This window comes from Marinobacter sp. LV10MA510-1, from assembly GCF_002563885.1.
Lineage (GTDB): Bacteria > Pseudomonadota > Gammaproteobacteria > Pseudomonadales > Oleiphilaceae > Marinobacter.
Genome location: NZ_PDJA01000001.1, coordinates 1,924,208 through 1,950,506, shown reverse-complemented (window position 1 = coordinate 1,950,506; position 26,299 = coordinate 1,924,208). Strand labels below are relative to the sequence as shown.

Here is a 26,299-nt window from a genome sequence, read left to right as displayed (position 1 = left end):
ATGCTTAATTACTGGCGTCTTCAGCTGCGCCTTCAATCGCACCACCGGCAGCTTCAATGTCTTGACCCACGCCCGCGGTGGTGTTGCAGCCGGACAAACCGCCGGCAAGCGCCAGAACCATCAATAAAATTGAGGCGTTGAGAATTTTCATAGTAAGTCTCCACTATTGCGGGTTAATCCGCCCAGCCAAGGCGTTGGTGTTAGCTATTTTCAGTCTAATCAAAGTCTAGTTGCTGACTTTCGTCAAACGGCAAGTCGCACAAAGCGGCATTTTGGCCCCGTAAATGCATGACGTTTTGTTCATGCTCGGGCAGGTCATTTGCTTTTGCGAAGGCTGCGCCTTGCCTGTGCGGGGGGGCGCTGCTAAAGTTGCCGCATCTTTTCGCAGCCGCCACTCTTAGGTTGAAACTACACGAATGTTGATTAAAAGACTCCGAGGATTATTTTCCAGCGATCTGTCCATTGATCTGGGCACCGCAAACACTCTTATTTACGTGCGCGGTCGCGGCATTGTGCTGAATGAGCCTTCCGTTGTTGCCATTCGTACCCATAACTCGCAGAAAATGGTGGCTGCCGTCGGCGCGGAGGCCAAGCGTATGCTGGGCCGTACCCCGGGTAACATCAGCGCCATTCGCCCCATGAAAGACGGCGTAATCGCCGACTTTGTGGTGACTGAAAAAATGCTTCAGCATTTTATTCATAAAGTGCATGAAAACAGCTTTATTACTCCCAGCCCCCGAGTTTTGGTGTGCGTGCCCAGCAAATCCACTCAAGTCGAACGCAAGGCTATTCGCGAGTCGGCTATGGGTGCGGGTGCGCGCGAAGTGTTCCTGATAGAAGAGCCTATGGCGGCAGCCATCGGTGCCGGCCTTCCCGTGGAAGAAGCCAGCGGCTCAATGATTGTGGATATCGGCGGCGGCACCTCTGAAATTGCCATTATTTCTTTGAACGGCATTGTTTATGCAGACTCGGTGCGGGTAGGCGGTGACAAGTTTGATGAAGCTATTGCCACTTATGTGCGTCGTAACTACGGCAGCCTGATTGGTGAATCCACCGCGGAGCGCATCAAGCATGAAATCGGCTGCGCCTACGAAGGTTTGGAAGTTCGTGAAATTGACGTGCGTGGCCGCAATCTGGCTGAAGGTGTGCCGCGGGCGTTCACGCTAAACAGCGAAGAAATCCTGGATGCTCTGCAAGAGTCCCTGGCGCAAATTGTCCAGACCGTTAAAAGTGCTCTGGAACAGGCGCCACCGGAACTGGCATCTGATATTGCCGAACGCGGCATTGTGCTGACCGGCGGCGGCGCCTTGTTGCGGGGGCTGGACAAACTGATTAGCGAAGAAACCGGCCTACCGGTGATCATCGCCGAAGATCCTTTGACCTGTGTTGCCCGTGGTGGTGGCAAGGCGTTGGAAGTGATTGACCGCGGTGGCATTGGAATGTTCTCCCCAGAGGTCTGATCCCGTGGGGAGAATAAGCTATTAAAACCATATTCGTGCAGGGACCGATTCCGGGATTCCGGCTGCTGTTGGTTGTGGTGCTGGCGCTGGCGCTGATTGTTGCTGATGCGCGCTTTGACAGGCTGACAGTGGTGCGCAGCACGCTGGCCACGGGGTTGACACCGGTCTACTGGCTGGGCAACGCGCCCACTCAATTTTCTGATTGGGCGGCCAGTTTGTTCGTCAACAAAGATGACCTCAAGCGTGACAACGACGAACTGCAGGCGCGGCTGCTGATTCTGGAACGTCGGGCTCTGAAATATGCCGCTCTGGCCTCCGAAAATAATGAACTGCGCCGCCTGATGAACTCCTCCGAAGTGCTTGACGACCGCGTTATTGTCAGCGAAGTTGTGAGCGTGTCGCCCGACCCGTTTTCCCATGAACTGGTTATCAATAAAGGCCGCAGCGACGGTGTTCACGAAGGCCAGGCCATATTGGACGCCGGCGGCCTGATGGGGCAGGTGATTCAGGTCAGCCAGATAACCGCTCGCGTTTTGTTGGTATCTGACAGCAGCCATGCGGTGCCGGTAGAAGTGGTGCGCAATGGCCTGCGGGCTATTTTGCTGGGCACCGGCAAAGCGAACAGCCTTGAACTGGTGCACGTTCCGGATACCGCTAACATTCGTGAAGGTGATCTACTGGTGAGTTCCGGCCTGGGCGGGCGTTTCCCTCGCGGTTACCCGGTCGCTGAAGTGAGCCGCATCAGCAAGGAACCCGGCGAACCGTTTATTACCATTGAGGCCACACCCACCGCCACGCTCAATCAGAGCCGTATGTTGCTGGTTGTGTTTCAAGCTCTTGTCCCCGATAACCAACGTGCTGAAAATCAGCTTGAGCCTGCGAAAGGCAGCACCAGCGTGGTTGATCGTTTGCAGAAGGAACGCTGATGCTGTCGGTGATCAGTTACCCGGTGTTTGCTCTGTCGGTGCTGTTGGCGCTGACGTTGAGCATTGCTCCGGTGCCTTCCGGGTGGCTGGAGTTTCGCCCCGAATGGTTGGCGTTAATGGTGTTTTACTGGACAGTGCGTGCGCCTGCGCAGTTTGGCGTTTTCCTCGCTGCCGCTCTGGGTCTGCTGCTGGATGTACTGGAATCAACGCCGCTGGGTGTGAACGCCATGGCCATGGCGGTTGTGGCGTTTCTGGTTCTGACCATACACCAGCGCCTGCGTATGTACCCACTGCCGCAACAGTGCGCCATTGTGTTTCTGCTGCTGGGGATTAATCAGATGCTGGTGCACGTTATCAAGCAGTCTCTGGGGGCAGACAATACCGGTTTCGGGTATTTGTGGCCGGCGCTGACCAGCGCGGTGGTCTGGCCCTTTTTGAGCCTGGTGCTGGACAATATAAACCGCCGACTGGGCTAAGCTCGCACAAGAGGCAGTCAATGCAGACACTGATACTGGCTTCGGCTTCTCCACGCCGTGCCGAATTATTGCAGCAAATTGGTGCACTCTTCGACGTGTGCCCTGCGGCTATTGATGAAACCCCGCGCTCCGCTGAGACTGCCGCCGACTACGTTGAACGCATGGCGCGGGAAAAAGCGCTATTTGTGGCTGCTGCCGCGCAACCCGGTGCACTGGTATTGGGCGCTGACACCGCGGTGATAGTAGAAGGCGTCATTCTGGGTAAACCCGTTGACGCTGCGGATGCCAAAATCATGCTGGGGGCGTTGTCCGGGCGCCAGCATCAGGTGCTCACCGCCGTAGCGCTGGTAAGCGCGGATGGTTGCCGTTCTTGCCTGGTGACCACCAACGTGAGTTTTTGCAGTCTGACGGAGGCGAAAATTGACGCCTACGTGGCTACCGGCGAACCCATGGATAAAGCCGGCAGCTATGGCATTCAGGGCCTTGGTGGCATATTTGTTGAACAATTGCAGGGAAGTTACAGCGCGGTGGTGGGTTTGCCGCTGCAGGAAACCGCGGCATTGCTGAGCGCAGCAGGCTATCCTGTGTGGAACCAGTGGCCATGCAGTAAGGAGCGCCAATCATGAGTGAAGAAATTCTGATCAACGTAACGCCGGTAGAAACCCGTGTTGCGCTGGTTGAAAACGGGATGTTGCAGGAAGCCTACATCGAACGCGCCAGTCGAAAAGGTATTGTCGGTAATATTTACAAAGGCAAAGTGGTGCGGGTGCTTCCGGGTATGGAAGCCGCGTTTGTTGATATCGGCCTTGAGCGTGCGGCCTTCATTCACGCGTCCGACGTGGTTACCAGTCAGCCCGGCAGTGATGACATCAGCGACGGCCCCCGTGTGGTGCCCGATATTCGCACCCTGCTGCGTGAAGGCCAGTCGCTGGTGGTGCAGGTCACCAAAGACCCCATTGGCACCAAAGGCGCACGATTAACCACCCAGCTTTCGATTCCTTCCCGCTATCTGGTATTTATGCCGGGTGTTAATCACATTGGCATCTCCCAGCGCATCGAAGACGACACCGAGCGTGCCCGGCTCAAGGCGATTGTGAGTGAAGCCGCCGCAGAGCAGGCGTCTTCCGTAGCTATTCAGGGTGGTTATATTATTCGCACCGCTGCAGAAGCTGCCAGCGAAGAGGACCTGACCGCCGACATGAAATATTTGCACCGGCTTGGTCAGTCTATTAACGAGCGCATGGACAAGGTTCAGGCGCCCGCGGTGATTTATCAGGATCTGCCGCTGTTTATTCGCACTATTCGCGATCTGATTCGTCCTCAAACTGAAAAAGTACGCATCGACAGTCGTGAAAGTCATCAGCGAGTGATGGAGTTTGTGCATGAGTTCGTCAGCGAGTTTGCCGATAAAGTTGAGTATTACCCGGGTGAACGCCCGATTTTTGATCTGTATTCGGTAGAAGATGAAATCCAGAAAGCCCTTAGCCGCAAAGTGCAGCTGAAATCGGGCGGCTATGTGATTATCGACCAAACCGAAGCGATGACCACCATCGACATCAATACCGGAGCCTTTGTTGGCCACCGCAATCTTGAAGAAACCATTTTCAAAACCAACCTGGAAGCGGCTCGTGCCATCAGTCGCCAGCTGCGCCTGCGTAATCTGGGCGGCATTATTATTATCGACTTTATCGATATGGAAGACGCCGAACACAAACGCCAGGTGCACCGCATGCTGGAGAAAATGCTGGAGCGAGACCACGCCAAAACCAAGATTACCGGGGTGTCGGAACTGGGCCTGGTAGAAATGACCCGCAAGCGCACCACCGAATCCCTGGGCCAGGTGCTGTGTGAGCCCTGTCCGATTTGCGACGGCCGCGGCTTTCTGAAAACGGGTGAAACGGTCTGTTACGAAATTTTCCGCGAAATTTTGCGGGTGAATCGCGCTTATGACACCGAAAGCTATCTGGTGATGGCGTCGCAAAGCGTTGTCGATCTCCTGGTTGATGAAGAGTCGGATAACGTGGCTGATCTGGAAACATTTATCTGCAAAACCATTCGCTTTCAAGTCGAGCCTTTCTACAGTCAGGAGCAGTACGATGTTGTGCTGTTGTAAGCTTGCTGCTGGCAACCGGCGTTTGGAGTAAAGCCCAGTGTCAAAGCAGGAATCTCCGCCCCCGGCCCCGAATTCCCTGCCGCTGCGTTGGTTAGCGAGTTTGTCTACGCTGGTATGGTGGCTGGCGCTGGCTCTGTTGCTGCTGTTAGCTCTTTATGCCGGTCTGGGGCGCCAGTTGACCGCGGATATGAACCAATATCGCGATACCTTGCAGACCCAGCTGTCAGAGCAGTTGGGCTATACGGTTAGCATTGGTGAGCTGTCGGCGCGTTGGTATTGGTTGAACCCGGAATTCAGCGCGCAAGATGTGACGGTCGCAGAGACCGGCCTGGACGAGGACGAGCCTTTGGCCTACCTGAGACATCTGCGAATGCGGGTAGATTTTCTGGCCTCGATGTTACGTTTGCGCCTGGTGCTGGAAAAGTTCGAGGCAGACGGCCTGGATCTAGCCCTGCGCCAGAAAGCGACTGGGCAGGTGGTCCTTGCCGGCAGCGGTCTTGAGTTCAGCGACAATTCGTTGCAGCGCTTGGTCGCCTTGGCCGAACGCTGGCTTTCAAAACCTTTTGTCCGCATCACACGCATTCAGCTGGCCGTTTCCGACAGCAGTGGCAACCTGCGTCAACTGGACATTCCGCAACTTGATCTGCTTTATCAGCGCGGTCTTTTCCGCGCCTCCGGCCGCGCTATGCAAGCCGGCACCAATCAGCAGTTGGCCAGTTTTCGCCTGGTAGGCCGGAGCTTTCTGTTGGGTCAGTTCACCGGCCAACTTTACGTAGACGTTGCTTCCGGGCGCCTGTTTGATGGTCTGATTGACGACTATCGCTGGCGCGATATGCGGGTGGAAGGCTTTGATGTGGGCGGCCAGGCCTGGCTCAGTTTTCGTGACGGCCAGTTGGAGCAGGTCAACGGGACCTTGCGCACCCCCTATTTGCAATTAGGGGCCGGCGCTATGTCGTTGGCTCCGCTGGAAGACATTCGCGCCCGTTTCGGATGGCGGCGCGACGACCAAACACTTGGCGGCAGTGGTGCATGGCACCTGCGGCAGCTGCAGTGGCGTTGGAGCGGCGATCAGGTATCGCCGTTCAGCGCACGGCTGGCAGCGCTGCCCAATAGCTCTGCCAAGGCCGGTAATGACTCCGCTGGCGTAAGGTTTGTGGCCGATGCGCTGCCGCTGCGGCCATTGCGCCGGCTGATGGCGGCATTGCCGTTATTGCCGCAGCTTGCCCAGGAGGCGTTGGCCGACTATAAACCCGCAGGCTTTCTGGACGCTATGAGGCTGGACATACCCCATGCGGACCCGGCCGATTTTCAGCTTAGCGCCCGGCTGCGCGATGTCAAAGTTAACGCACATAACGGCGCGCCTGCTGCCAGCCAAGTGCAGGGGCATATCTACGTTGACCGCCGTGGCGGCTATGTGGATACCTATGCCGCAGAGCAGCCGGTAGAAATTGAATTTCCTGAACTGTTTTCGGCACGCTGGCAGTTTCCCCGCTTCAAAGCCCTGGTAGCTTGGCAGATTGACGGTGCTCTTATACGGGTATTTTCTGAAGGCATGCGCCTGGGTGTGGGTGAGCAGACCGAGTTGATTGGCGGTTTTGATCTGCGCCTGGACCAGCACGGCGATGATAATCTGGGTTTGCAGGTACAGGTTGAAAACGGCGACGCCGCAATGATTGCGGACCTGGTGCCAGAGTACGCCGTGGCACCGGAGCTTTATAAATGGTTGACCACCGCCATTGAGGCCGGTCGGATTTCCTCTGGCGCTTATTACGGCCATGGCCAGATTGGCGCTGGGGCGCCACCGGGTTCGTTTATGTCGGCTATGTGGTACCAGTTCGAAGAAGCCACTCTGCGCTATGATCCACAGTGGCCGGCGGTGACCGGCGCCCGCGGCCGGGTGGAAGTTCATAACGGCTCGGCGGTGGTCAGTGTAGAACAGGCAAATAGTGGTGGCTTGCAATTGCGGCCGAGCACGGTGCGACTGGTCACCGGTAATGATAGCTCTGTGGTGAGTGTTAACACAGCGGCTCGAGTACCTGCGCAGGCACTCGACCTGTGGATGAAGAACAGTCCGCTGGGCGAAGTAGCCGGCGATGGATTAAGCCAGATTGCGCTTACCGGAAGTGCGGATTTACAGCTGGCATTGCGCTTACCTTTAAATCAGCCCCGGCAGTTTTCCGTGGATGCCCTCGTGGCGGCCAACGATGTTGGATTGCAACACTTGCCCTCAGGTCTGCAATGGGCGCAGATTCGCGGGCAGGCCCGGTATCGCAGCGAACAAGGCTTCAGTGGCGCACCGATGCAGGGGGTGTTTGAAGGCCAGCCCGTCACCATCGGTTTGGGTATTAACGAACAGGACGGGTTAACCGTCAACCAGAGTGGCCAGTTGGACGCTGAAGCCCTTCGGCAATTAGCCGGTGTGGACGCTGATGCCAGCTACGGCATCAGCGGAGCCTTAGCCTACAGCGCTGATCTGGTTCTGATGGCGGCAAGCCCGCCAGAGCTGGAGTTGTATTCAGACTTGCGCGGTCTGGCTATAGACTGGCCCGGGTCTCTCGAAAAAGCGGCGGCCGAGACCGCGCCCTTGCGCCTGACTCTGGATTCGTCGGTGAAAGACGGTGTGGCATTTGGAGTGAATTGGGAAAATCGAGGCCATGGCTATGTGCGTACACTGGACATCGGGTTTGATGCCCGCGTGGATTACCTTCAGCTGGGTGGCAGTCGATTAAGTGATATAAACATCAGTGCTCTGGATCTGGATAAACAATGGACAGTGCGATTGGACTCAGACCTGGTCAGCGGGCGCATTGAAGTTCCGAACGACGGTTCTGAGCTGACGGTGGATTTACAACACCTGAACTTGCCCCGTAACGATTCGCAGGACCCAACACCTACTGCAGCGGCGAACCTGCGCGATAGCGTTGACTCAGGCGCCGCGGCCGAGCTGCGGCCCCAAGACTGGCCTTCCGCAAATGTTCGCATAGCTCAGCTCGCCCTGGCCGGCGAGCCGCTGGGGCAATGGTCATTCTTGCTGCGCCCCCAGGCTGGTGGTGTAAACATCGGGTCCATTGAGGGCAAATTGGATTCCCTGGCGCTGGCGGGTGAATTCAACTGGCTGTTGCAAGGGCAAAATCAAGTTAGCCGTTTTAAAGGTAGCGTCACGGGGGGCGAACTGGCTGAACTTGGAGGGTTGTTTGGTGCGGATATACCTCTAGAGAACCTTGCGACCAATATTGAACTGGCGCTGGAATGGCCAGGTCGCCCGGATCAGTTTGGACTTGAGCAGCTGAGTGGCGATATCAGTATGACTCTGGAAGACGGTGTGATTCTGCAACAAAACAACAGTGCCCAGCTTTTTCGCGTGTTCAACCTGCTGAACACCGATACCTTATGGCGTAGGCTGCAGTTGGACTTCTCAGACTTGTATGAGCGTGGCGTGGCGTTTGATGCGCTTTCCGGCAAGGCGCAGATTGCCAATGGGCGGTTAACCCTGAACCCGGAATTACAGATTGTGGGCCCTTCCGGAGCTTTCAAACTCAGCGGCACCACCGATATGGCTTCTGAGACTCTGGATATGCGGCTTGTAGTGGTGGTGCCGTTAACCCAGAATCTGCCTTTGGCGGCTCTGCTAATGGGGGCAGGAGCACCGATTGGCGGTGCTCTGTTTGTGCTGGATAAAATACTGGGCGATCCGTTAAGCAAGCTGACCAGTGCCAGTTATAAAGTGTCTGGAACTTGGGACGAGCCCAAAACCAACTTGCAGGGTGTGTTTGGCGCAGGTGACTGAACTCCGCTGCAGTTAGGGTTCATAATCGCGTTGGTAATGGGCACAAACGCAAGGTATCGGGCAGTAACAACAAAGATATCTGGCGATAACAATGAAGGAGTGTGGCAATGACACAGCAATCCCCGGCGCTTTTGGCGGCCCTGCAAATGGTCAGTGGGCATCAGCTTCAGGACAACCTGAAGGCTGCCGCCGCACTTTTACAGCAGGCTGCGGAGGCGGGCGTAAAGGTGGCGGTACTGCCGGAAAATTTCGCAGTGTTGGCTAGCGATCAAATGCTTCCCTGCGGGCAGCAGGAGGCTGGTAGCGAAAGCATTATTCGAACTTTTCTAGCACAACAGGCGAAAACCCTGAAGCTTTGGATTGTAGGCGGTTCATTGCCGTTGGCTCTGCGCCCGGATGGGTCGGTCATTGCTGACCGGGTGCGAGCCAGTTGCCTGGTGTTCAATGATCTGGGCGACGAAGTGGCGCGCTATGACAAGATTCATCTGTTTGATGCCCAAGTGGACGATGCCCACGGCCAGTACCGTGAGTCGGATACCTTCGAAGCGGGAGATCAGGTGGTTACCGTGGACACGCCAGCAGGGCGCCTGGGGCTGGCGGTTTGCTACGACCTGCGCTTCCCGGAGCTGTTCCGTGCGCTCCGTGACAAAGGTGCTGACTGGGTGTGCCTGCCCAGCGCCTTTACCTGGAAAACCGGAAATGCCCACTGGCACGCGCTGATTCGGGCGCGTGCCATTGAAAATCAGCTATACGTAGTGGCGGCCGGGCAAGGCGGGCACAACAGCAGCCAGCGCCGCACCTACGGCCATAGTTTGATTTGCGACCCCTGGGGCAGTGTGCTGGCCGAGGTTAGCGAGGATGGCCCCGGTATGGTAACCGCAGCGCTGGACAAACACTGGCTGGATCAACTGCGCCAGCACATGCCGGTATGGAGTCATCGCCGCCTGTAACGGCCGTTACGTAAGCACGCAAAACGCTTTTGGCTGGCTTACATTTGCTCGTTGGCGTCAATGCACTCGCGCAGGTAGCGGAATAGTTTTCGGCCGTGGCCGGCGCTTTGCGGCTTCTGCACTTCATTGCGGGCATTACGTGCCAGATTGCGCAAATGCTGGATATCCGCACTCGGGCAGTGGCTTAAAAACTCGCCAATAATGCTATCGCCCTCGGTGATGATACGGTCGCGCCAGCGCTCAGCCAGGTGATGGCGGCGGGTGTGCTCTACACTGCCCGCGGAGAACGCGGTGATAGCGGCCTGCAGGGCCTCGGGGTCGGGCTCCTGACGGATGATCTTGCCAATGTATTGCAGGTGCCGGCGCTTGGCTTCGTTTTGGCGAATGCGGACCGATTCGTCGATGGCGCGGCGCAGCGTGTCGCTGATTTGCAGGCTGTCGAGCTGCTCATGGTTTAGCTCCAGCATTTGCTTGCCCATGCTTTGCAGCGCGTGCATCTCGCGCTTGAGCTGGGACTTGCTGGGGCCGTCGTATTCAAACTCTTCTTCGTTATGATCAATCATGATATTACCGGTTACTTAGGTGTAAAAAGCTATTTAGATGTAAAAACTATCTGGATTTAAACAACTCACGCATAAAAAAGAGTCGCGAGGCCAAGAAAGGACACAAACCCGACAACGTCGGTGACGGTGGTTAGAATCACACTGCCAGCCAGTGCTGGGTCAATGTTACGCGACTTCAGAAACAACGGTAACACGGTGCCCACCAGGGCTGCAGCGACAAGATTGATCACCAGCGCCGCGGCAATAATAGCGCCCAGCATAATATCCTTGAACCACAGGGTAGCCGCGCCGGCCACTACCAAAGCCCACAACACGCCATTCATTGCACTCACCAGAAACTCGCGGTTTAACAACCAGCCTACATTGGCGCTGCTGATCTGACCAACGGCCATACCGCGGATGACCAGTGTTAGGGTCTGGCTGCCGGCAATGCCGCCCATACTGGCCACAATGGGCATCAGCACCGCCAGTGCCACCACCTTGGTGATGGTCTCTTCAAACAGACCGATCACTCCAGAGGCGATAAACGCGGTCATTAGATTAATGCCCAGCCAAACCGCGCGCCTGCGCGAGGTTTTCCACACCGGCGCAAAGGTATCTTCGTCGTCGTCCAAACCCGCCATCCGCATCAGCGAGTGATCGGCATCCTCGCGGATAACATCGACCACGTCATCAATGGTGATGCGGCCCAGCAGTTTGCCATTTTCCGCCACCACCGGCGCCGAGATCAGGTCATAACGCTCAAACAGGATGGCAACCTTGGTGTCTGACAGACTGACCGGGATGGGCTCAATATCGGTGTCCATCACTTCACGCACGGTGGCGGCAGGATTCGATACCAGCAAGGAAGTAACCGGCAGCATGCCGATAAATTCATCGCGGCGGCTGACCACAATCAGGCTGTCAGTCATGGAGGGCAGGGTGCGGTGGCGGCGAAGATAGCGCAGCACCACGTCAATGCTGATGTCCGGGCGCACCGTAATGGTGTCGGTGTTCATCAAGCCGCCGGCGGTGTCTTCGGGGTACGACAGTACCTCTTCCACCCGCTGGCGGTCTTGTTCGTCCATGGTGTTCAGAACTTCCTGAATCACCGTGTCGGGGAGCTGCTGAAGTAAGTCGGCCAGATCGTCCGACTCAAAGTCTTCAATCAGATCGGCCAGCTCCTGAGCGTTGAATTTGCTTAGGAAATCGCCCCGAATGTCTTCGTTCAGATACTGAAGAACTTCGCCTTCAAGCTGTTTGTCGACCAGATTCCACAGCAGCGTCCGTTGCCGCGGAGGCGATGATTCCAGCAGGTGAGCGATATCACTGGGGCTGAGGCCGCCATTGAGGATGCGTGCGACCTGTTTCAGGGCGCCACTGTCCAGCGCCTCGCCTAATGAGCGAAGGCGTTGGCGTGCCTGGCTTTTTTCCAGAATATCGGTCATGGCTCATCCGCGGTCAGAAAACGGCTGTATTATAGCGGACTTGCAGGCGCTGCGTGAGCGACTATTCGCCCTCGCCAAAGTAATCGTTGATCAGTTCTGTCAACGCAATGATGGCCTGTTGCTCGTCTTCACCGTCGGCAATCAGTTCTACTTCGGTGCCCTGGCTGGCGGCGAGCATCATCACCTGCATGATGTTTTTGGCGTCTACTTCACGGCCTTTACCGGCGATTCTGACTTTGCTTTGGTGAGCAGACGCTGTGGCCACCAGTTTGGCCGTTGCGCGGGCGTGCAGGCCCAGTTTGTTGATGATAAACAGATGGCGTCGGATCATGGTTGAATCAGGCGTCCTGTACGGTTTTCAGGTGTAACAGTTCGGAGTGACGCACTTGCACGTTGTTGCTGTGCTGGCGGAAGTGGGCACCTATCTGCTCGCAGACGTAAACCGAGCGGTGCTGGCCGCCAGTACAGCCAATGGATATGGTCATATAGCTGCGGTTGCTGTCGGCAAATGCCGGTAGCCACGAGGTCAGAAAAGCGATGATTTCCTGAACCATTTTTGCGCTCATGGGTTCGTTTTCCAAAAACTCGATCACCGGCTGGTCCATGCCGGTGAACTTGCGCAGAGAGGTGTCCCAGTGGGGGTTAGGCAGGCAACGCACGTCAAATACGTAGTCTGAATCAACCGGTACGCCGTGCTTGAAGCCAAACGACTGGAACAGCAGCGCCAGTTCCTGATCTTTGCGGCCGACCACCCGCTGTTTGACCATGTCCCGCAACTCGTACATGCCCATGCCAGTGGTGTTGATGTACAGGTCAGCCAGGTTCGACAAGGGTTCCAGCAGTTTTTTTTCCGAGCTGATGGCTTCGCGCAGTGACGTCTGATCGTCGCTCAGAGGATGCTTTCGTCGGGTAGCATGAAAGCGTTGCAGCAAAGATTGCTCGTCGGCGTCCAGAAATATGATTTCAGCGCTGACGCCGGTGTCCTTCAGGCGTCCGTGAATATCTTCGAAATTGGCAAGCTCACCGGACAGGTTGCGCGCGTCTATACTTACTGCCATTTTTTGCAAGCGGCCGGCCGGCTCTTGTGCGGCCGTTTCTTTGGTCAGCGGGAACAGCAAGCCAATGGGTAAATTGTCGATGCAGTAAAAACCTAGGTCTTCAAGTACGTGCAACGCCGTACTTTTACCCGATCCGGAACGGCCGCTGACAATAATCAGTTTCATCGTTAATAACTCTTTAGGTGCGAACGGTCGGAGTAGGACAGATCAGCGTCCGGAGGTCATGCGCTGAAATAGGGTAATGGCATCTTCCGATTGGCGCAGGCGGTCGCAAAAAGCCCGATCGTTGAACTTTTCTGCAAGCTGGCTAAGCAGCTCAAGGTGCTCGCTGGTGGCTTCTTTTGGCACAACCAGGGCAAAAACCAAATCTACCGGCTGGTTGTCAATGGCATCGAAATCCACGCTTTCGCTGAGAGTGATCAGCAGGCCAATAACGTGCTCCAGGCCTTCCAGGCGGCAGTGGGGGATGGCGATGCCCTGGCCGATTCCGGTGGAACCCAGGCGCTCGCGGGCAATCAGATTGCTGAATATCTGAGTGTCGCCCAAGGTGGCGTTATGCAGGTGAATCTGCTCTGCAATAAACTCAAGAACCCTTTTCTTGCTGGACGCTGGTACGTTGCAAAGTGTCAGTTCCGGGGCAAGGATGGTTTCTATGGTCAGGGATGTCTCGCTCATGGGTCGACGGCACTTCCATTAAAAAAAGGCTGCAGCATGGTGTCATGCCGCAGCGCGTGAAGCGTTTACGCGTTGTGTCCGGTGTTAGTTACCATGCATCCGGGACACTTGCTTTTCTTTGTGCTTGAGGATCTGGCGGTCCAGTTTGTCCACCAGAGCGTCAATCGCTGCGTACATATCTTCGGTTTCGGCCTTGGCGTGCAATTCGCCACCGCTGATATTTACGGTAGCTTCGGCTATCTGGCGCAATTTTTCCACCTGCAGAATCACATTGGTGTTGCTAATCTGGTCGAAGTGGCGCTCCAGGCGCTGGAACTTTTCGTTCACGTAATCTTTGAGTGCTTCGGTCAGTTCTACATGATGGCCTGAAATGTTGAGTTGCATAGGCTTCTCCTGCTATTGCATCGGTGTTGTTACATTGGCGCTGCTACACCAGTCGCTTTCTTTCATTAGAGGGAGGTATTTGCAGTGCCTCCCGGTATTTGGCCACGGTACGCCGTGCCACTTGGATTCCCTGTTCCCCAAGCATGGCCGCAATCTTGCTGTCGCTCAACGGTTTTTTGGAGGTTTCGACTGCTATCAGTTTTTTTATCATGGCGCGGATAGCGGTTGAGGAACATTCTCCGCCAGCGTCGGTGCTGACATGGCTGGAGAAAAAATATTTGAGCTCAAAAATGCCGCGAGGTGTGTGCATGAACTTCTGGGTGGTCACCCGGGAGATGGTAGATTCATGCATTTCTACGGCTTGGGCGATTTCCGAGAGGATCAACGGTTTCATGGCTTCTTCACCCTGGTCCAGAAATCCCTGTTGATATTCCACAATACGGGTAGCCACTTTCAGCAGCGTTTCGTTGCGGCTCTGCAAGCTTTTGATGAACCATTTAGCCTCTTGTAACTGATCGCGCATGTAGGTGTTGTCAGCGCTGCTATCGGCGCGCTTTATCAATGAAGCATAGCTGGCATTGACGCGAATGCGCGGTGCAATTTCTGGATTCAGCTCTACCCGCCAGCGATCGTTGCGCTTGTACACAATGACGTCTGGAATGACGTAGTCCGGTTCGGTCCGGTCAATCACATCACCGGGGCGCGGGTTCAAGCTGGTAATCAGCGCCAGTACGTGTTTTAGCTGGTCTTCTTTCAGGCGGCTACGGCGCAGCAGTTGGGCGTAGTCACGGTTACCCAGCAGGCTGATGTAGTGGGTGATCACCATGCGCGCCTGAGCAACCCAAGGGGTGTCTGGCGGCATCTGGTTCAGCTGGATCAGCAGGCATTCCTGCAGGTCACGACCAAACACACCGGGGGGGTCAAAAAACTGCAGGCGCCTGAGTACCGCTTTCAGTTCATCCAGTTCCAGCGGGTCGTCGTCGTGCTCGTCCTGCAGGCCGGTATAAATCTCGGCCAGCGAGCTGGTCAGGTAGCCACGCTCGTCAACGGCGTCCATCAGGGTATGAGCAACGGCGCGGTCGCGGTCGGTCATGGTGGTCAGGTTGAGCTGCCACTCCAGGTGATCGCGCAGGGTTTCAGTAGGCGAGTTGCGGGTTTCAAAATCGTAGTCGTTATCGTCGCCATTGCTGCTGGCCGGTGCCGGCGCCGACTGGTATACGTCGTCCCAGGCGGTATCTACCGGTAGGTCGTCTGGCAGGGTATCGGGGATTTCGTTTTCGCTGGCCCAGTCGGGACCGTTTTCGTTTTCGTCCCAGTCTTTGCTGGTGTCTGGAGAGGTCTCTGCTGCGCTGGCGTCCGAATTTTGATCGTTGTTAGTGTCGGCGTGCGTAGGTTCCTCATCGCCGTGATCGTCGTCTTCCGGTGCTTCCAGCATGGGATTGGACTCCAGTGCCTGCTGGATTTCCTGCTGCAAGTCGAGGGTGGAAAGCTGTAGCAGGCGAATTGCCTGCTGGAGCTGGGGCGTCATGGTCAGGCTCTGGCCCAGCTTGAGCTGCAAAGAAGCTTTCATCACCATTCTTGGAAGTCCATTACTCGATCGGTTGGCGCGTGGCAGCCGCAAAAAAAAGTTGGCTAACCGGGGTTTGCGTTCACAAGCAAGTTCTCTGCCGAGTCTACTAGAGTTCGCCGGGGAATCAACCGATTCACCTTTTACGATGTCACGGTATGCACACTTTGAGGATCTATTACAGCCGGAATTCATTGCCCAGATAGACTTCTTTTACCTGTTGATTGGCAAAAATTTCGGCGGAGCTGCCGGAGGCAATAATATGGCCGCCGGATACAATATAAGCGTTTTCGCAGATGTCCAGGGTGTCGCGCACGTTGTGGTCGGTGATCAGTACGCCTATGCCTTTGTCTCGCAGATGGCGAATGATTTGCTTGATGTCGCTCACCGATATTGGGTCTACCCCGGCGAAGGGTTCGTCCAGCAGGATAAACGCGGGCTCCATAGCCAGAGCGCGAGCAATTTCAACCCGGCGACGCTCCCCCCCAGACAGCGCCATTCCCAAACTGTCGCGGATGTGATTGATGTGAAACTCAGCTAGCAGTTCCTCCAGTTTTGCCTCGCGCTCGGCCCGCTTCATACTTTTTCGGGTTTCCAGAATGGCCATGATGTTGTCGCGCACGCTGAGCTTGCGGAACACCGAGGCTTCCTGGGGCAGGTAGCCAATGCCTTTTCGTGCCCGGCCGTGCATGGGCAGCGGAGTGATGTCCTGGTTATCGATCGTAATGCGGCCGCGGTCAGCCTGCACCAGCCCGACAATCATATAAAAGCAGGTGGTTTTGCCGGCACCGTTAGGGCCCAGCAGTCCTACGATTTCGCCGCTGCGAATTTCCAGCGAGACGTCAATCACCACTTTTTTCTGTTTGTAGCTTTTTGCCAGATTACTGGCTCTGAGAACGGCCATCGGATTCCTGTGTGCTGCGCGGCTGGATCGTCATTTCTACCCGGCCTGACCCGGAGCCTGCTTCGGTACTGCCTTGGGCAGTGACGACGCGGTTCACGGTGTCGTAAAGAATCAGCTCACCGCGAAAAATATTGCCAGTTTGCCTGATCACTGCGTCGCGTTCAAAGGTCAGCTGCTTCTCGGCAGCAGACCAGGTTATGGAGAGGGCTTTTGCGTCGGTTTCCCCTTTTCCGTTGGCTGTGGGCTGAACGTAGTGGGCCGGGGTACCGGTGGCTTCAATGCGGTTAAGCCCGTTTATGTCGCGGTAGAGCACCACCTCTTGAGCAAACAGCCTGGTGTCCCCTTGCACCAGTTCAACATCGCCGGTGTAGGTTGCCACGCCTTTGGCGTCATCCAGCCGTGCTGAATTGGCGGCCACGTTGATGGGAATGTTGGAATCAAGATCAAACGCCAGGCCCGGCGTGCTGACGAGCAGGCCTGCCAGCCCGAGGCTCATGCCCCGGCCTCGCACGCGACGCCAAAAGGGGGTGTTACGTTCAGTTGCCAGTTTCATAGCGTCCTTTTACCTGGGAATCTAGTTCCAGAATACGTTCATTGAGCCAGGCTTTCATACCCGTGGCGTTGGTAGTTCCGGTGGCGTCAACGATTTCGACGGGAGCATCGGTGTACGCCATATTGGTGCGGTTATCCAGCGTTAATGTGGTGGTGGTCAAGATGGCGCTGCGCTCGCCAATCTGTCGGACAATGCGCACATCACCCTCAAGCTCCAGCAGACTGTTGCCATCGCGCAGTTTGCCGTGTTTGGCGGTGAGCTGCCAGGGTTCTGAACCGGGCTGGCCTTGGATCGTGGCTTGTGGCTCGGCCATAATGGCGTAGTCGGTGGTCTCGAATTGTTCAATGCGGGGGCTGACAAACTGGATCTTGATGGTGCCTTGTTCGTCGTACGAGGTGTACAGGGCATCCACCACAAAACTGTCGGGCTCGCTATCACCGCGCAGTTCGCTATCTTGCGTTGGCATCGGCAGTTCGTTGTCGCTGTGCCACAGCAGGGCAACGGTGGCAATGACCGTGGCCAAAAGGGCAACCGTTCGCCACCTGGGGCGTTGTTCCGGTAACAGCGCAACAAGCAGGCTGCCGCCTTTACCAAAGCTCATAGCCGGCTTTCCAAGTCGCAGGAGGGCTCAAGGCGGGTTTCAAGGTAGGGCGCGAGGGCCGTGTCGAGCTTGCCTTGGGCCGCAAGAATCAGGTCGCAGGCTTCGCGCACGGCGCCTTCACCGCCGCGACTGCGGGTGCAGAAATCGGCGTGCTCCTGTAGCAACCAATAACCGTTAGGCACAGTAATGCCCAGGCCGGCGTAGCGAAGCGCTGGTAAATCAGGCAAATCGTCGCCCATATATGCAATATCACTGGCCGGGATACCCAGCAGATCGACAATTTCCAGCAGTGCGGTGCGTTTGTCTTCGCGGCCTTGCAACAGGTGAGGAATGCCCAGGTCGGTCATGCGTTTTTCGGTCAGTGGTGAGCGCCTTCCGGTAATGACAGCAACCGTAATGCCTGCGGCCATCAGTTGTTTGAGTCCGAGCCCGTCGAGAATGTTGAAGGCTTTTAGCTCGTCACCGCTGGCACTGAAGTAAACCTTGCCATCGCTCATAATGCCATCCACATCCAGAGCAATCAGGCGAATGTTGGCTGCCTTGGCGAGCACACTGGTCGGCCATTGCGGGCGGCCATGAGTGTTGCCGACAATCGAAGTGTCCATTAAATGACTCCAGCACGCAGTAGGTCGTGCATGTTCAAGGCTCCCACCAGCTCACCCTGTTCATTGACTACTGGCAGGGCGCTGATTTTCATTTCTTCCATAATATTCAGAGCTTCCGCCGCCAGTTGGTCGGCGCGGATGGTTTTGCCGTTACGGGTCATCAGTTGTTCTATTGCGGTGGTGTGTACGTCTACGTTTTTATCCAGGCTGCGGCGCAGGTCGCCGTCAGTGAATACACCTATCAGGGCGCCGTTACTGTCCACCACAGTGGTCATGCCCAGACCCTTGCGGGAAATTTCCAGCAGCGCGCCGCTAAGGGTCGTGCCTTCAGTGACGACCGGAACACTATCGCCACTGTGCATGATGTCCAGTACTCGCAATAGCAAACGGCGGCCCAGGCGCCCTCCCGGGTGCGAAAACGCAAAGTCTTCGGCACTAAAGCCTCTTGCTTCCAACAAGGCAACGGCTAAAGCATCGCCCATCACCAATGTGGCGGTGGTACTGGATGTGGGTGCCAGGCCTAACGGGCAGGCTTCTTTCAGTACGCTAACGTCCAGATTGGCCAGTGCCTCCTGTGCCAGCACCGATTGCGGATTACCGGTCATGCTGATCAGCGGTGTACCCATGCGTTTCAACAGGGGTAGCAGGGTGACGACTTCGTTGGTATTGCCGCTGTTGGAGATGGCGATCACCACGTCCTGGCTGGTGATCATGCCCAGATCACCGTGGCTGGCCTCACCGGGATGAACAAAAAAAGCCGGTGTGCCGGTACTGGCCAGAGTCGCGGCAATTTTGTTTCCGATGTGACCCGATTTGCCCATACCGGTCACCACAACGCGGCCGCGGCAAGCCATGATGGCCTTGCAGGCACAGATGAATGATTCACCAATGCGCTGTTCAAGGCTGGTAATGGCGTCGCGCTCGATGCGGATGGTGTTGAGCGCGGATTCTCGGAAATCCTTTGGCACTGGATCTGTCATCCTGTTCCTTTTCTTGGTCCTAATTCGGCTGATGGCCGAAATGTCGCCGCTCGGGCAGTCATGGAGAGCCGCTGGGGCTGTCGTCATAGAGTATAACATTGGACAGCCGGCGGCTGTCTCGGAATGGGACAAAACCGCGGCTGCGGCAAGTTCGCAAGGTTACATTTTAGCCATAGCGGATTGAGCTTGAGTGCGTCTTGGCATAATGTAGCGGCTCTTTTAAGGGGTGGGTTATGGCAGAAGCTGCTTATATTTCCTTGGAAAACGTGGTTTTTTCGCGGTCTGGGCGGCGTATTTTTGATGGCCTCAGTTTGCAGATTCCTCGTGGCAAGATCACTGCGATCATGGGCCCTAGTGGCACCGGGAAAACAACATTGTTGCGTTTGATTGGCGGACAGCTGAAGCCCGAGTCTGGCTCGGTTCTGGTTGACGGTCACGACATACCCAAGCTGCGGCGCGGTGCGCTCTATCAGCTGCGGAAAAAGATGGGCATGCTGTTCCAAAGCGGGGCCCTGTTTACCGATGTGAGCGTGTACGAGAATGTGGCCTTCCCGTTGCGGGTACACACCAAACTGCCGGAAGACATGATTCGTGACATCGTTTTGATGAAGCTGGAAGCCGTGGGCCTGCGCGGCGCGCGCGACCTGATGCCCGCAGAGCTGTCCGGCGGCATGACGCGGCGAGTGGCCCTGGCGCGCAGCATTGTGCTGGACCCGGAGTTGATTATGTACGACGAGCCTTTCGCCGGCCAGGACCCCATTGCTATGGGCGTGGTGGTGAAGCTTATTCGACAGCTGAACAGTGCCATGGGTCTGACCAGCGTGCTGGTGTCTCACGACGTACCGGAATCTCTCAGTATTTGTCACTACGCCTGTATTCTTTCCGACGGCAAGGTGATCGGCGCGGGCACGCCAGAGCAGCTGCGTGAGCACTCATCAGACAAGGTGCAGCAGTTCTTGCAGGGCAAACCCGACGGGCCCGTACCTTTTCACTATCCGGCGCCAGAACGAGCCGTCGATTTCGGGCTGGGAGCAAAGCAATGATGGATGCGATTGCCCGCCTGGGCAAAAACACGCTGGATTTTCTGGCGTCTTTCGGGCGAGCCAGTCAGTTTTTGTTTGGTGTGCTGGTCGGTGTGCCAAAACCGTCGGTGGGCTTACCACTGCTGTTAAAACAGATATATTCGGTTGGGGTGCTATCACTGGTCATTGTGGTGGTTTCCGGGCTGTTTATTGGCATGGTACTTGGGTTGCAGGGCTACACGATTCTCAGCGATTTTGGCTCTGAGTCGGCCATTGGCCAGATGATTGCGTTGACCCTGGTGCGCGAATTGGGGCCGGTGGTGACCGCGCTCCTGTTCGCTGGCCGCGCCGGTTCTGCGTTGACCGCAGAAATTGGCCTGATGAAGGCCACGGAGCAGCTTTCGAGCATGGAAATGATGGGCGTAGACCCTCTGCGACGGGTGATAGCGCCGCGGTTATGGGCGGGCTTTCTGAGCATGCCCATTCTGGCCCTGGTGTTTTCGATGGTGGGCATCCTTGGTGGTATGCTGGTGGGGGTGGAATGGCTGGGCGTGTTCGAAGGCTCGTTCTGGGGCAACATGCAGGCTTCGGTTGATTTTCGTGACGACGTGCTGAACGGCGTCATAAAAAGTGTGGTGTTTGGCTTTGTGTGCGCCTGGATTGCGGTGTACCAAGGTTATGACTGCGTGCCAACCTCCGCCGGCATCAGCTCGGCAACCACAAAAACCGTGGTGTATTCGTCGCTGGCCGTGCTTGGGCTGGACTTTATATTGACCGCCGTAATGTTCGGCAATTTCTGATTATCTGGAAATTAACAGGAGCCGGTGATGGCGCAAAGAACCACTGAAATAATTGTTGGATTGTTCGTGCTGGCAGGCATGGGTGCCATGATGTTTTTGGCGCTGCAAGTCAGCGGTTTGTCATTGGCTGCTGCTGGCAGCACCTACACCGTGTATGCAGACTTTACCGATACGGGCGGCCTGGGGCCGAGGGGTAGAGTGTCAATGGCGGGCGTGCAGGTTGGCTCGATCGAGGCTATCGAGCTGGATCGCGACACGTTTAAGGCCCGCGTAACATTGTCTATCAACTCGGATGTAAACAACATTCCTGCTGACAGCGCCGCAATGATACGCACATCCGGTCTGCTGGGTGAGCAGTATATTGACATATCCATTGGTGGTGATTTGGAGTCCCTGCAGCCGGGTGACAACTTTTACACTACCCAGTCGGCGATGAATATCGAACGGCTGATCAGTAATTTTGCCTCAGGCCGCTAAGGCCTTTGCAACAAGCACCCAACCGGAGACACCAAGATGGTCGTCGCGCATTATCGATCCATTTTTCTGTTTGTTTTGCTCAGTCTGCTGGCTGTGGCTGCTCAAGCTAACACGGAAGAACAGTTGCAAGCCTATGTAAATGATAACACCCAACGCATGGTTGAACAGCTCAACCGGGAGCGTGGGTTATACCAGGACGACTCCGAAGCGTTTTACAGCAGCATGAACCAGACAATGGAGGGTTTTGTTGACTTCCGCCGCATTGCAGCCCGGGTAATGGGTCGTTACGCCCGCCAGGCATCTCCCGAACAGCGTGATCAGTTTGTAGAAAAGTTCAAGCGCAGCTTGTTTGAGAGCTATGCCCAGGCTCTGGTGGAGTCGCGCAACTTCCGCATCGAGGTGCTAGGCGCTACGTTCAACCCTCGCGACGATAACCGTGCGTCTGTTGATATGCAGGTCATCACTGAGACAGGGAATCGCTACCCGGTTACCTATTCTATGTATCGCGCTAAAAACGATCAGTGGATGATGGAAAACGTAATTGTGGAAGGGGTGAATATCGGACTGGCATTCCGCGATCGTTTCAGTCAGGAAATGGAAGCCAACCGGGACCAGGTGCAGGTGGTGATCGACGGCTGGAATGATGCGGCTAATAGTCTCGATCTGGAGCAGGCCATTGACGAAAAAGCAGAGCAATAATGAGCGCGAGTAACCCGCAGCCAACGCTTAATTTCAGCGATAATACTCTGAGAATTGACGGCGAAGCCGACGCCATGGCCGCTGCCGACCTGCGCCAGCGCGGTGAGGTTCTGCTGGCCGGGGCCAAAGGCGACATTACCGTGGATTTGGCCAGGTTATCCAGCGCCAGCAGTTCCTTACTGTCGGTACTTTTGTGTTGGCAGCGCTTCGCCAGCGAGCGTTCGCTGAACCTGCGCTTTGACCACCCCGGTGAGCGCTTGCTGGCGCTGGCCGCGCTGGCGAATCTGAATGACGCATTACCAGGGTTTACCACTGCCGGGCCGGGTGTAAACGCGGATTGACCTGACAAGCATCGCTGGCGGCCAGCATTGATGGGGATTATCCAATGCGAAAGCTGACCCCGGCTGAGGAATTGGTTACAATTCCGCCCCTTGATTTTTCAATATCCAAGGAGTGTTTATGGATGTCGCCGAAATTACCACGCTGGTGCAGAATGAGCTGCCAGACTGTGAAATTCAGGTGCAGGTTGACGGTTCACATTGCATGGTTGTGGCAGTGGGCGACGTTTTTGAAGGTTTATCAACCATCAAGCGCCAACAGCTGATCAACAAAGCGCTGTTTCAGATGATTATGGATGGCTCCATTCACGCTCTGCATCCAAAGGCCTTTACTCCCGCCGAATGGGCTGCGCGCCAGGGCTGATAGCCCGCAAAATACAGGATACTATTTGTTGTGGATAAACTTCTTATTCGCGGGGGCAGGCCGCTAGACGGTGAAATCCGCATTTCCGGCGCCAAAAACGCGGCTTTGCCGATTCTTGCTGCGACACTGTTGGCCGATGAACCGGTTACCATCAGCAACCTGCCGCACCTGCACGACGTCACCACCATGATTGAACTGCTTGGCCGTATGGGCGTTGAGCTGATGATTGATGAGAAGATGAGCGTGGAAATTCACGCCAATACCATCAAACATTTTCATGCGCCCTACGAGCTGGTGAAAACCATGCGCGCGTCCATTCTGGTGTTAGGGCCGTTGGTGGCGCATTTTGGCGAAGCACAGGTCTCATTACCCGGCGGTTGCGCCATTGGTAGCCGCCCGGTAAACCTGCACATTCAGGGCCTGGAAGCCATGGGCGCTGAGATTTCCTTGGAAAATGGCTACATAAAAGCCAAAACCAATGGCCGCCTGAAAGGCGCGCACATTTTCATGGATATGGTGACCGTCACCGGTACTGAAAACCTGCTGATGGCAGCGACTCTGGCTGATGGCAAAACCATTCTGGAAAATTCTGCTTGCGAGCCAGAAGTGGTGGATTTGGCCGAGTGCCTTATTGCCATGGGCGCCGATATCAAAGGCCATGGAACGTCGACCATCGAGATTAACGGTGTAGAACGTCTGCATGGCTGCCACCACCATGTACTGCCAGACCGAATTGAAATTGGCACCTATCTGGTGGCTGCGGCTGCTACCGGTGGCAGAATAAAGCTGAAAGATACCCGCGAAGGTCTGATGGATGTGGTGCTATCCAAGCTGGAAGAAGCCGGGGCCCACATTACCAGTGGTAAAGACTGGATAGAGCTGGATATGAAGGGCAAACGGCCTAAAGCCGTTAGCATTCGTACGGCGCCCTATCCTGCCTTTCCGACCGACATGCAGGCCCAGTTTGCGGCCATGAACTGTATCGCCGAGGGCACGGGCACCATCATAGAAACGGTGTTTGAAAACCGCTTCATGCATTTGCAAGAACTGATCCGCATGGGTGCCGATATCACCATGGAAGGCAACGCGGCGATTATAAAGGGCGTTGACCACCTGACTGGCGCACCGGTTATGGCCACCGACTTGCGTGCCTCTGCCAGCCTTGTGATTGCCGGCCTGGTAGCTAGGGGCGATACGGTGGTTGATCGTATTTACCACATCGATCGCGGTTATGAGTGTATTGAGGAAAAACTGCAGCTGCTGGGTGCCAGCATTCGCCGTTTGCCGGGTTAAGTAACACGGCAGCAAAGAGATAACGGGAAACCGGATACGATATGACAGATTCCATCACCATTGCCTTGTCGAAAGGCCGCATTCTGGAAGAAACCTTGCCCTTGCTGGCAGAAGCCGGAATTGAGCTGATCGACGACGTAAATAAGTCCCGCAAACTGGTGTTTCCTACCACCAACCGCCATGTGCGCGTGCTTATTCTTCGAGCCACCGACGTTCCGACCTATGTGCAATACGGTGCCGCTGATTTGGGCGTGACGGGCAAAGATACGCTGATGGAGCACGGCGGTGAAGGCCTTTACGAGCCGCTGGATTTGAATATCGCCCGCTGCCGCCTGATGACCGCCGGCGCGAAAGGGTGTCCGGTGCCAACAGGGCGCCTGAAGGTCGCTACAAAGTTTGTGAATCTGGCGCGGCGCTATTATGCAGCTCAAGGCCGCCAAGCCGACATCATCAAGCTTTACGGCGCCATGGAGCTGGCGCCGATTCTGGGTCTGGCCGATGAGATTGTCGATATCGTTGATACCGGCAATACTCTGAAAGCCAACGGTTTGGAGGCGCGGGAATTGATCGACCACATCAGTACCCGATTAATTGTGAATCGTGCCTCTATGAAAATGAAACACGAACGTATAAATCCCATTATCGAAATGATGTCGGCTGCGGTGGAAAAACGCCGTTAGTTCACGGATACGTGCGAGGTTGCGTCCATAAACGGCTTGCGCCCTTGCATCGGTGGCTCTAGCGCCTGCGGGGCGGCCTACCAAAACACGCTCAAGCACATCCATGTGACGCTTGGGCTCCGCCATCCATGGCTCCGCACAGTTTTGGTAGGCCGCCCCACAGTCCCTTAGTCGAACTTTGAGTGGTTGCAAGCCCTTTACGAGCGCTTGGCACGAGTTGCCTATAATCATTAATTTTCAGTTTCAACCTCAGTTTTTATTCACTACAGGGTTTAGCACATGACCGTTAATATCCAGCGATTGAACGCCTCCGATGCAGACTTTGACAGCGCGCTATCTGCCCTGTTGGCCTGGGATGACAGCGTGGATCATCAGGTGAACGAGTCGGTGCGTCATATTCTGCATGAGGTGAAAACACGAGGCGATGCGGCTGTTCTGGAGTTTACCGCCAAATTTGATCGCTTGAGCGTTGGCAGCGTGGCCGAGTTGGAAGTGAGTCAGGAGCGGCTACAGCATGCTTTGAAAACCATTCCGCAGGACCAGCGCGATGCCCTTGAGCACGCGGCTCGCCGGGTGCGTGATTATCACCAGCGCCAGAGTCAGGAATCCTGGCAGTATGAAGAAGCCGACGGCACGGTGCTGGGGCAGAAGATTACGCCGCTGGATCGGGCAGGGCTGTACGTGCCCGGCGGCAAAGCGGCCTATCCGTCGTCGGTTCTGATGAACGCTATACCGGCAAAAGTGGCCGGGGTGGGTGAGGTGATTATGGTGGTGCCGACCCCGGATGGCGTGGTGAATGACTTGGTGCTGGCTGCGGCAGCGATTGCCGGCGTTGATCGGGTGTTTACCATTGGTGGCGCTCAGGCTGTGGCCGCGCTGGCTTATGGCACTGACACGGTGCCGGCGGTGGACAAGATTGTGGGCCCGGGTAACATTTTTGTCGCTACTGCCAAGCGTGAGGTGTTCGGCATCGTAGGTATCGACATGATTGCCGGGCCGTCTGAAATTCTGGTGATTTGTGACGGTCAGACCGATCCGGACTGGATTGCGATGGATCTGTTTTCCCAGGCCGAGCACGACGAGCAGGCCCAGTCGATTCTGATCAGCCCCAGCGCCGGGTTTCTGGATGCGGTGGAAGCCAGTATTGAACGACTACTGCCCACCATGGAACGAGCGGAAATTATCCGCACCTCATTGGCCGATCGCGCTGCGCTGATTCAGGTTGCTGACCTGGCAGAAGCGGCGAGAGTATCAAACAGAATTGCGCCAGAGCATCTGGAATTGTCCGTTGCCGACCCACAAGCGTTGCTGGCGGACATCCGCCATGCCGGCGCTATTTTTATGGGGCGCTATACTGCCGAGGCCCTTGGGGATTATTGCGCTGGTCCGAATCACGTGCTGCCCACCAGCGGTACCGCGCGTTTTTCGTCACCTCTGGGTGTGTACGATTTCCAGAAGCGCTCATCTATTATCGGATTTAGCGCAGACGGTGCCAGCCGTATGGGGCAAGTGGCTTCTGTGCTGGCCCGGGGCGAGGGTTTGACCGCCCACGCCCGCTCGGCAGAATACCGAATTCAACAAGATTAGACGCCGCGTT

Annotated in this window: 29 protein-coding genes; 16 read left to right on the top strand and 13 right to left on the bottom strand. The window is 56.0% G+C overall.

The genetic code is table 11. From position 1 onward, the window contains the following. Positions 1–4: 4 nt before the first annotated feature. On the bottom strand, positions 5–151 hold the full coding sequence (locus ATI45_RS09350; RefSeq protein WP_098419251.1) for an entericidin A/B family lipoprotein: 147 nt from the start codon (positions 149–151) through the stop codon (positions 5–7). A gap of 268 nt (positions 152–419) precedes the next feature. On the opposite strand from ATI45_RS09350, the gene ATI45_RS09345 reads away from it, so the two are divergent. The 7 genes from ATI45_RS09345 to ATI45_RS09315 all read left to right on the top strand — a co-directional run bounded on the left by ATI45_RS09345 (position 420) and on the right by ATI45_RS09315 (position 9,712). Further along, a complete protein-coding gene (locus tag ATI45_RS09345) occupies positions 420–1,460 on the top strand; it encodes a rod shape-determining protein (RefSeq protein ID WP_098421705.1) in 1,041 nt (346 codons plus the stop codon). Positions 1,461–1,495: 35 nt separating this feature from the next. Further along, the gene (gene mreC, locus ATI45_RS09340) at positions 1,496–2,386 is read left to right on the top strand and encodes a rod shape-determining protein MreC (RefSeq protein ID WP_098419250.1); all 891 of its coding nucleotides are present in this window, start codon (positions 1,496–1,498) and stop codon (positions 2,384–2,386) included. Next, a complete protein-coding gene (gene mreD / locus ATI45_RS09335) occupies positions 2,386–2,862 on the top strand; it encodes a rod shape-determining protein MreD (protein WP_098419249.1) in 477 nt (158 codons plus the stop codon). Before mreC ends, mreD begins: the two co-directional genes overlap by 1 nt. A gap of 20 nt (positions 2,863–2,882) precedes the next feature. Then, positions 2,883–3,488, top strand: a complete 606-nt coding sequence (locus tag ATI45_RS09330; RefSeq protein WP_098419248.1) for a Maf family protein — start codon at positions 2,883–2,885, stop codon at positions 3,486–3,488. Then, positions 3,485–4,975, top strand: coding sequence for a ribonuclease G (gene rng / locus ATI45_RS09325; protein WP_098419247.1), 1,491 nt, complete (start codon positions 3,485–3,487; stop codon positions 4,973–4,975). Before ATI45_RS09330 ends, rng begins: the two co-directional genes overlap by 4 nt. Positions 4,976–5,012: 37 nt before the next feature. Then, a complete protein-coding gene (locus ATI45_RS09320; protein ID WP_098419246.1) occupies positions 5,013–8,762 on the top strand; it encodes a YhdP family protein in 3,750 nt (1,249 codons plus the stop codon). 107 nt (positions 8,763–8,869) lie between these two features. Next, positions 8,870–9,712: a carbon-nitrogen hydrolase family protein gene (locus ATI45_RS09315; RefSeq protein ID WP_098419245.1), complete on the top strand. Its 843-nt coding sequence runs from the start codon at positions 8,870–8,872 to the stop codon at positions 9,710–9,712. Between the two features lie 38 nt (positions 9,713–9,750). On the opposite strand, the gene yjgA is transcribed toward ATI45_RS09315, so the two are convergent. The 12 genes from yjgA to ATI45_RS09255 form a co-directional block, all read right to left on the bottom strand. After that, entirely contained in the window at positions 9,751–10,275 is a 525-nt protein-coding gene (gene yjgA, locus ATI45_RS09310; RefSeq protein WP_098419244.1) for a ribosome biogenesis factor YjgA, read from the bottom strand. A gap of 65 nt (positions 10,276–10,340) precedes the next feature. After that, entirely contained in the window at positions 10,341–11,702 is a 1,362-nt protein-coding gene (gene mgtE, locus ATI45_RS09305; protein ID WP_098419243.1) for a magnesium transporter, read from the bottom strand. Between the two features lie 61 nt (positions 11,703–11,763). Next, on the bottom strand, positions 11,764–12,033 hold the full coding sequence (locus ATI45_RS09300) for an HPr family phosphocarrier protein (RefSeq protein WP_098419242.1): 270 nt from the start codon (positions 12,031–12,033) through the stop codon (positions 11,764–11,766). 7 nt (positions 12,034–12,040) lie between these two features. Further along, positions 12,041–12,925, bottom strand: coding sequence for an RNase adapter RapZ (rapZ, locus tag ATI45_RS09295; RefSeq protein ID WP_098419241.1), 885 nt, complete (start codon positions 12,923–12,925; stop codon positions 12,041–12,043). A gap of 42 nt (positions 12,926–12,967) precedes the next feature. Continuing rightward, entirely contained in the window at positions 12,968–13,435 is a 468-nt protein-coding gene (gene ptsN / locus ATI45_RS09290) for a PTS IIA-like nitrogen regulatory protein PtsN (protein WP_018402366.1), read from the bottom strand. An 84-nt stretch (positions 13,436–13,519) separates the two neighbouring features. Continuing rightward, on the bottom strand, positions 13,520–13,819 hold the full coding sequence (hpf, locus tag ATI45_RS09285; RefSeq protein ID WP_098419240.1) for a ribosome hibernation promoting factor: 300 nt from the start codon (positions 13,817–13,819) through the stop codon (positions 13,520–13,522). A gap of 43 nt (positions 13,820–13,862) precedes the next feature. Beyond that, positions 13,863–15,395, bottom strand: a complete 1,533-nt coding sequence (locus ATI45_RS09280) for an RNA polymerase factor sigma-54 (RefSeq protein ID WP_179888402.1) — start codon at positions 15,393–15,395, stop codon at positions 13,863–13,865. A gap of 169 nt (positions 15,396–15,564) precedes the next feature. Then, positions 15,565–16,290, bottom strand: coding sequence for an LPS export ABC transporter ATP-binding protein (lptB, locus tag ATI45_RS09275; RefSeq protein WP_098419239.1), 726 nt, complete (start codon positions 16,288–16,290; stop codon positions 15,565–15,567). After that, a complete protein-coding gene (gene lptA, locus ATI45_RS09270) occupies positions 16,268–16,843 on the bottom strand; it encodes a lipopolysaccharide transport periplasmic protein LptA (protein ID WP_098419238.1) in 576 nt (191 codons plus the stop codon). The genes lptB and lptA overlap by 23 nt, the downstream gene beginning before the upstream one ends. After that, complete coding sequence (lptC, locus tag ATI45_RS09265; RefSeq protein WP_098419237.1) at positions 16,827–17,444, bottom strand: LPS export ABC transporter periplasmic protein LptC; 618 nt, start codon at positions 17,442–17,444, stop codon at positions 16,827–16,829. Before lptC ends, lptA begins: the two co-directional genes overlap by 17 nt. Continuing rightward, positions 17,441–18,049 (bottom strand): KdsC family phosphatase, encoded by a 609-nt coding sequence (locus tag ATI45_RS09260; protein ID WP_098419236.1) that lies wholly within the window; start codon positions 18,047–18,049, stop codon positions 17,441–17,443. The genes lptC and ATI45_RS09260 overlap by 4 nt, the downstream gene beginning before the upstream one ends. Beyond that, a complete protein-coding gene (locus tag ATI45_RS09255; protein WP_098419235.1) occupies positions 18,049–19,029 on the bottom strand; it encodes a KpsF/GutQ family sugar-phosphate isomerase in 981 nt (326 codons plus the stop codon). Before ATI45_RS09255 ends, ATI45_RS09260 begins: the two co-directional genes overlap by 1 nt. 233 nt (positions 19,030–19,262) lie before the next feature. On the opposite strand from ATI45_RS09255, the gene ATI45_RS09250 reads away from it, so the two are divergent. From ATI45_RS09250 to hisD, 9 genes are all read left to right on the top strand, one after another. Continuing rightward, complete coding sequence (locus ATI45_RS09250) at positions 19,263–20,072, top strand: ABC transporter ATP-binding protein (protein WP_098419234.1); 810 nt, start codon at positions 19,263–19,265, stop codon at positions 20,070–20,072. Continuing rightward, positions 20,069–20,851, top strand: a complete 783-nt coding sequence (mlaE, locus tag ATI45_RS09245; RefSeq protein WP_098419233.1) for a lipid asymmetry maintenance ABC transporter permease subunit MlaE — start codon at positions 20,069–20,071, stop codon at positions 20,849–20,851. Before ATI45_RS09250 ends, mlaE begins: the two co-directional genes overlap by 4 nt. Before the next feature lie 27 nt (positions 20,852–20,878). Then, positions 20,879–21,328, top strand: coding sequence for an outer membrane lipid asymmetry maintenance protein MlaD (gene mlaD, locus ATI45_RS09240; RefSeq protein ID WP_098419232.1), 450 nt, complete (start codon positions 20,879–20,881; stop codon positions 21,326–21,328). A gap of 36 nt (positions 21,329–21,364) precedes the next feature. Continuing rightward, entirely contained in the window at positions 21,365–22,027 is a 663-nt protein-coding gene (locus ATI45_RS09235) for an MlaC/ttg2D family ABC transporter substrate-binding protein (protein ID WP_098419231.1), read from the top strand. Continuing rightward, positions 22,027–22,368, top strand: coding sequence for an STAS domain-containing protein (locus tag ATI45_RS09230; protein WP_098419230.1), 342 nt, complete (start codon positions 22,027–22,029; stop codon positions 22,366–22,368). The genes ATI45_RS09235 and ATI45_RS09230 overlap by 1 nt, the downstream gene beginning before the upstream one ends. A 118-nt stretch (positions 22,369–22,486) precedes the next feature. Then, complete coding sequence (locus ATI45_RS09225; protein WP_098419229.1) at positions 22,487–22,729, top strand: BolA family protein; 243 nt, start codon at positions 22,487–22,489, stop codon at positions 22,727–22,729. 30 nt (positions 22,730–22,759) lie between these two features. Further along, positions 22,760–24,022 (top strand): UDP-N-acetylglucosamine 1-carboxyvinyltransferase, encoded by a 1,263-nt coding sequence (murA, locus tag ATI45_RS09220; protein ID WP_098419228.1) that lies wholly within the window; start codon positions 22,760–22,762, stop codon positions 24,020–24,022. A 41-nt stretch (positions 24,023–24,063) separates the two neighbouring features. Beyond that, on the top strand, positions 24,064–24,702 hold the full coding sequence (gene hisG, locus ATI45_RS09215) for an ATP phosphoribosyltransferase (protein WP_098419227.1): 639 nt from the start codon (positions 24,064–24,066) through the stop codon (positions 24,700–24,702). Between the two features lie 279 nt (positions 24,703–24,981). Then, positions 24,982–26,289 (top strand): histidinol dehydrogenase, encoded by a 1,308-nt coding sequence (gene hisD, locus ATI45_RS09210; protein ID WP_098419226.1) that lies wholly within the window; start codon positions 24,982–24,984, stop codon positions 26,287–26,289. Positions 26,290–26,299 lie beyond the last annotated feature (10 nt).

Excerpts from the sequence above, each read along its gene's own strand:
- lptA (WP_098419238.1), bottom strand. The coding sequence starts at position 16,843 with ATGAAACTGGCAACTGAACGTAACACCCCCTTTTGGCGTCGCGTGCGA.
- ATI45_RS09300 (WP_098419242.1), bottom strand. The coding sequence starts at position 12,033 with ATGATCCGACGCCATCTGTTTATCATCAACAAACTGGGCCTGCACGCC.
- ATI45_RS09235 (WP_098419231.1), top strand. The coding sequence starts at position 21,365 with ATGGTCGTCGCGCATTATCGATCCATTTTTCTGTTTGTTTTGCTCAGT.
- mreD (WP_098419249.1), top strand. The coding sequence starts at position 2,386 with ATGCTGTCGGTGATCAGTTACCCGGTGTTTGCTCTGTCGGTGCTGTTG.
- ATI45_RS09250 (WP_098419234.1), top strand. The coding sequence starts at position 19,263 with ATGGCAGAAGCTGCTTATATTTCCTTGGAAAACGTGGTTTTTTCGCGG.
- lptB (WP_098419239.1), bottom strand. The coding sequence starts at position 16,290 with ATGGCCGTTCTCAGAGCCAGTAATCTGGCAAAAAGCTACAAACAGAAA.
- ATI45_RS09330 (WP_098419248.1), top strand. The coding sequence starts at position 2,883 with ATGCAGACACTGATACTGGCTTCGGCTTCTCCACGCCGTGCCGAATTA.
- ATI45_RS09255 (WP_098419235.1), bottom strand. The coding sequence starts at position 19,029 with ATGACAGATCCAGTGCCAAAGGATTTCCGAGAATCCGCGCTCAACACC.
- rng (WP_098419247.1), top strand. The coding sequence starts at position 3,485 with ATGAGTGAAGAAATTCTGATCAACGTAACGCCGGTAGAAACCCGTGTT.
- yjgA (WP_098419244.1), bottom strand. The coding sequence starts at position 10,275 with ATGATTGATCATAACGAAGAAGAGTTTGAATACGACGGCCCCAGCAAG.
- lptC (WP_098419237.1), bottom strand. The coding sequence starts at position 17,444 with ATGAGCTTTGGTAAAGGCGGCAGCCTGCTTGTTGCGCTGTTACCGGAA.
- ATI45_RS09315 (WP_098419245.1), top strand. The coding sequence starts at position 8,870 with ATGACACAGCAATCCCCGGCGCTTTTGGCGGCCCTGCAAATGGTCAGT.
- mgtE (WP_098419243.1), bottom strand. The coding sequence starts at position 11,702 with ATGACCGATATTCTGGAAAAAAGCCAGGCACGCCAACGCCTTCGCTCA.
- hpf (WP_098419240.1), bottom strand. The coding sequence starts at position 13,819 with ATGCAACTCAACATTTCAGGCCATCATGTAGAACTGACCGAAGCACTC.
- hisG (WP_098419227.1), top strand. The coding sequence starts at position 24,064 with ATGACAGATTCCATCACCATTGCCTTGTCGAAAGGCCGCATTCTGGAA.
- ATI45_RS09280 (WP_179888402.1), bottom strand. The coding sequence starts at position 15,395 with ATGGTGATGAAAGCTTCTTTGCAGCTCAAGCTGGGCCAGAGCCTGACC.
- ATI45_RS09230 (WP_098419230.1), top strand. The coding sequence starts at position 22,027 with ATGAGCGCGAGTAACCCGCAGCCAACGCTTAATTTCAGCGATAATACT.
- mlaD (WP_098419232.1), top strand. The coding sequence starts at position 20,879 with ATGGCGCAAAGAACCACTGAAATAATTGTTGGATTGTTCGTGCTGGCA.
- rapZ (WP_098419241.1), bottom strand. The coding sequence starts at position 12,925 with ATGAAACTGATTATTGTCAGCGGCCGTTCCGGATCGGGTAAAAGTACG.
- mlaE (WP_098419233.1), top strand. The coding sequence starts at position 20,069 with ATGATGGATGCGATTGCCCGCCTGGGCAAAAACACGCTGGATTTTCTG.
- ATI45_RS09350 (WP_098419251.1), bottom strand. The coding sequence starts at position 151 with ATGAAAATTCTCAACGCCTCAATTTTATTGATGGTTCTGGCGCTTGCC.
- hisD (WP_098419226.1), top strand. The coding sequence starts at position 24,982 with ATGACCGTTAATATCCAGCGATTGAACGCCTCCGATGCAGACTTTGAC.
- ptsN (WP_018402366.1), bottom strand. The coding sequence starts at position 13,435 with ATGAGCGAGACATCCCTGACCATAGAAACCATCCTTGCCCCGGAACTG.
- ATI45_RS09225 (WP_098419229.1), top strand. The coding sequence starts at position 22,487 with ATGGATGTCGCCGAAATTACCACGCTGGTGCAGAATGAGCTGCCAGAC.
- ATI45_RS09260 (WP_098419236.1), bottom strand. The coding sequence starts at position 18,049 with ATGGACACTTCGATTGTCGGCAACACTCATGGCCGCCCGCAATGGCCG.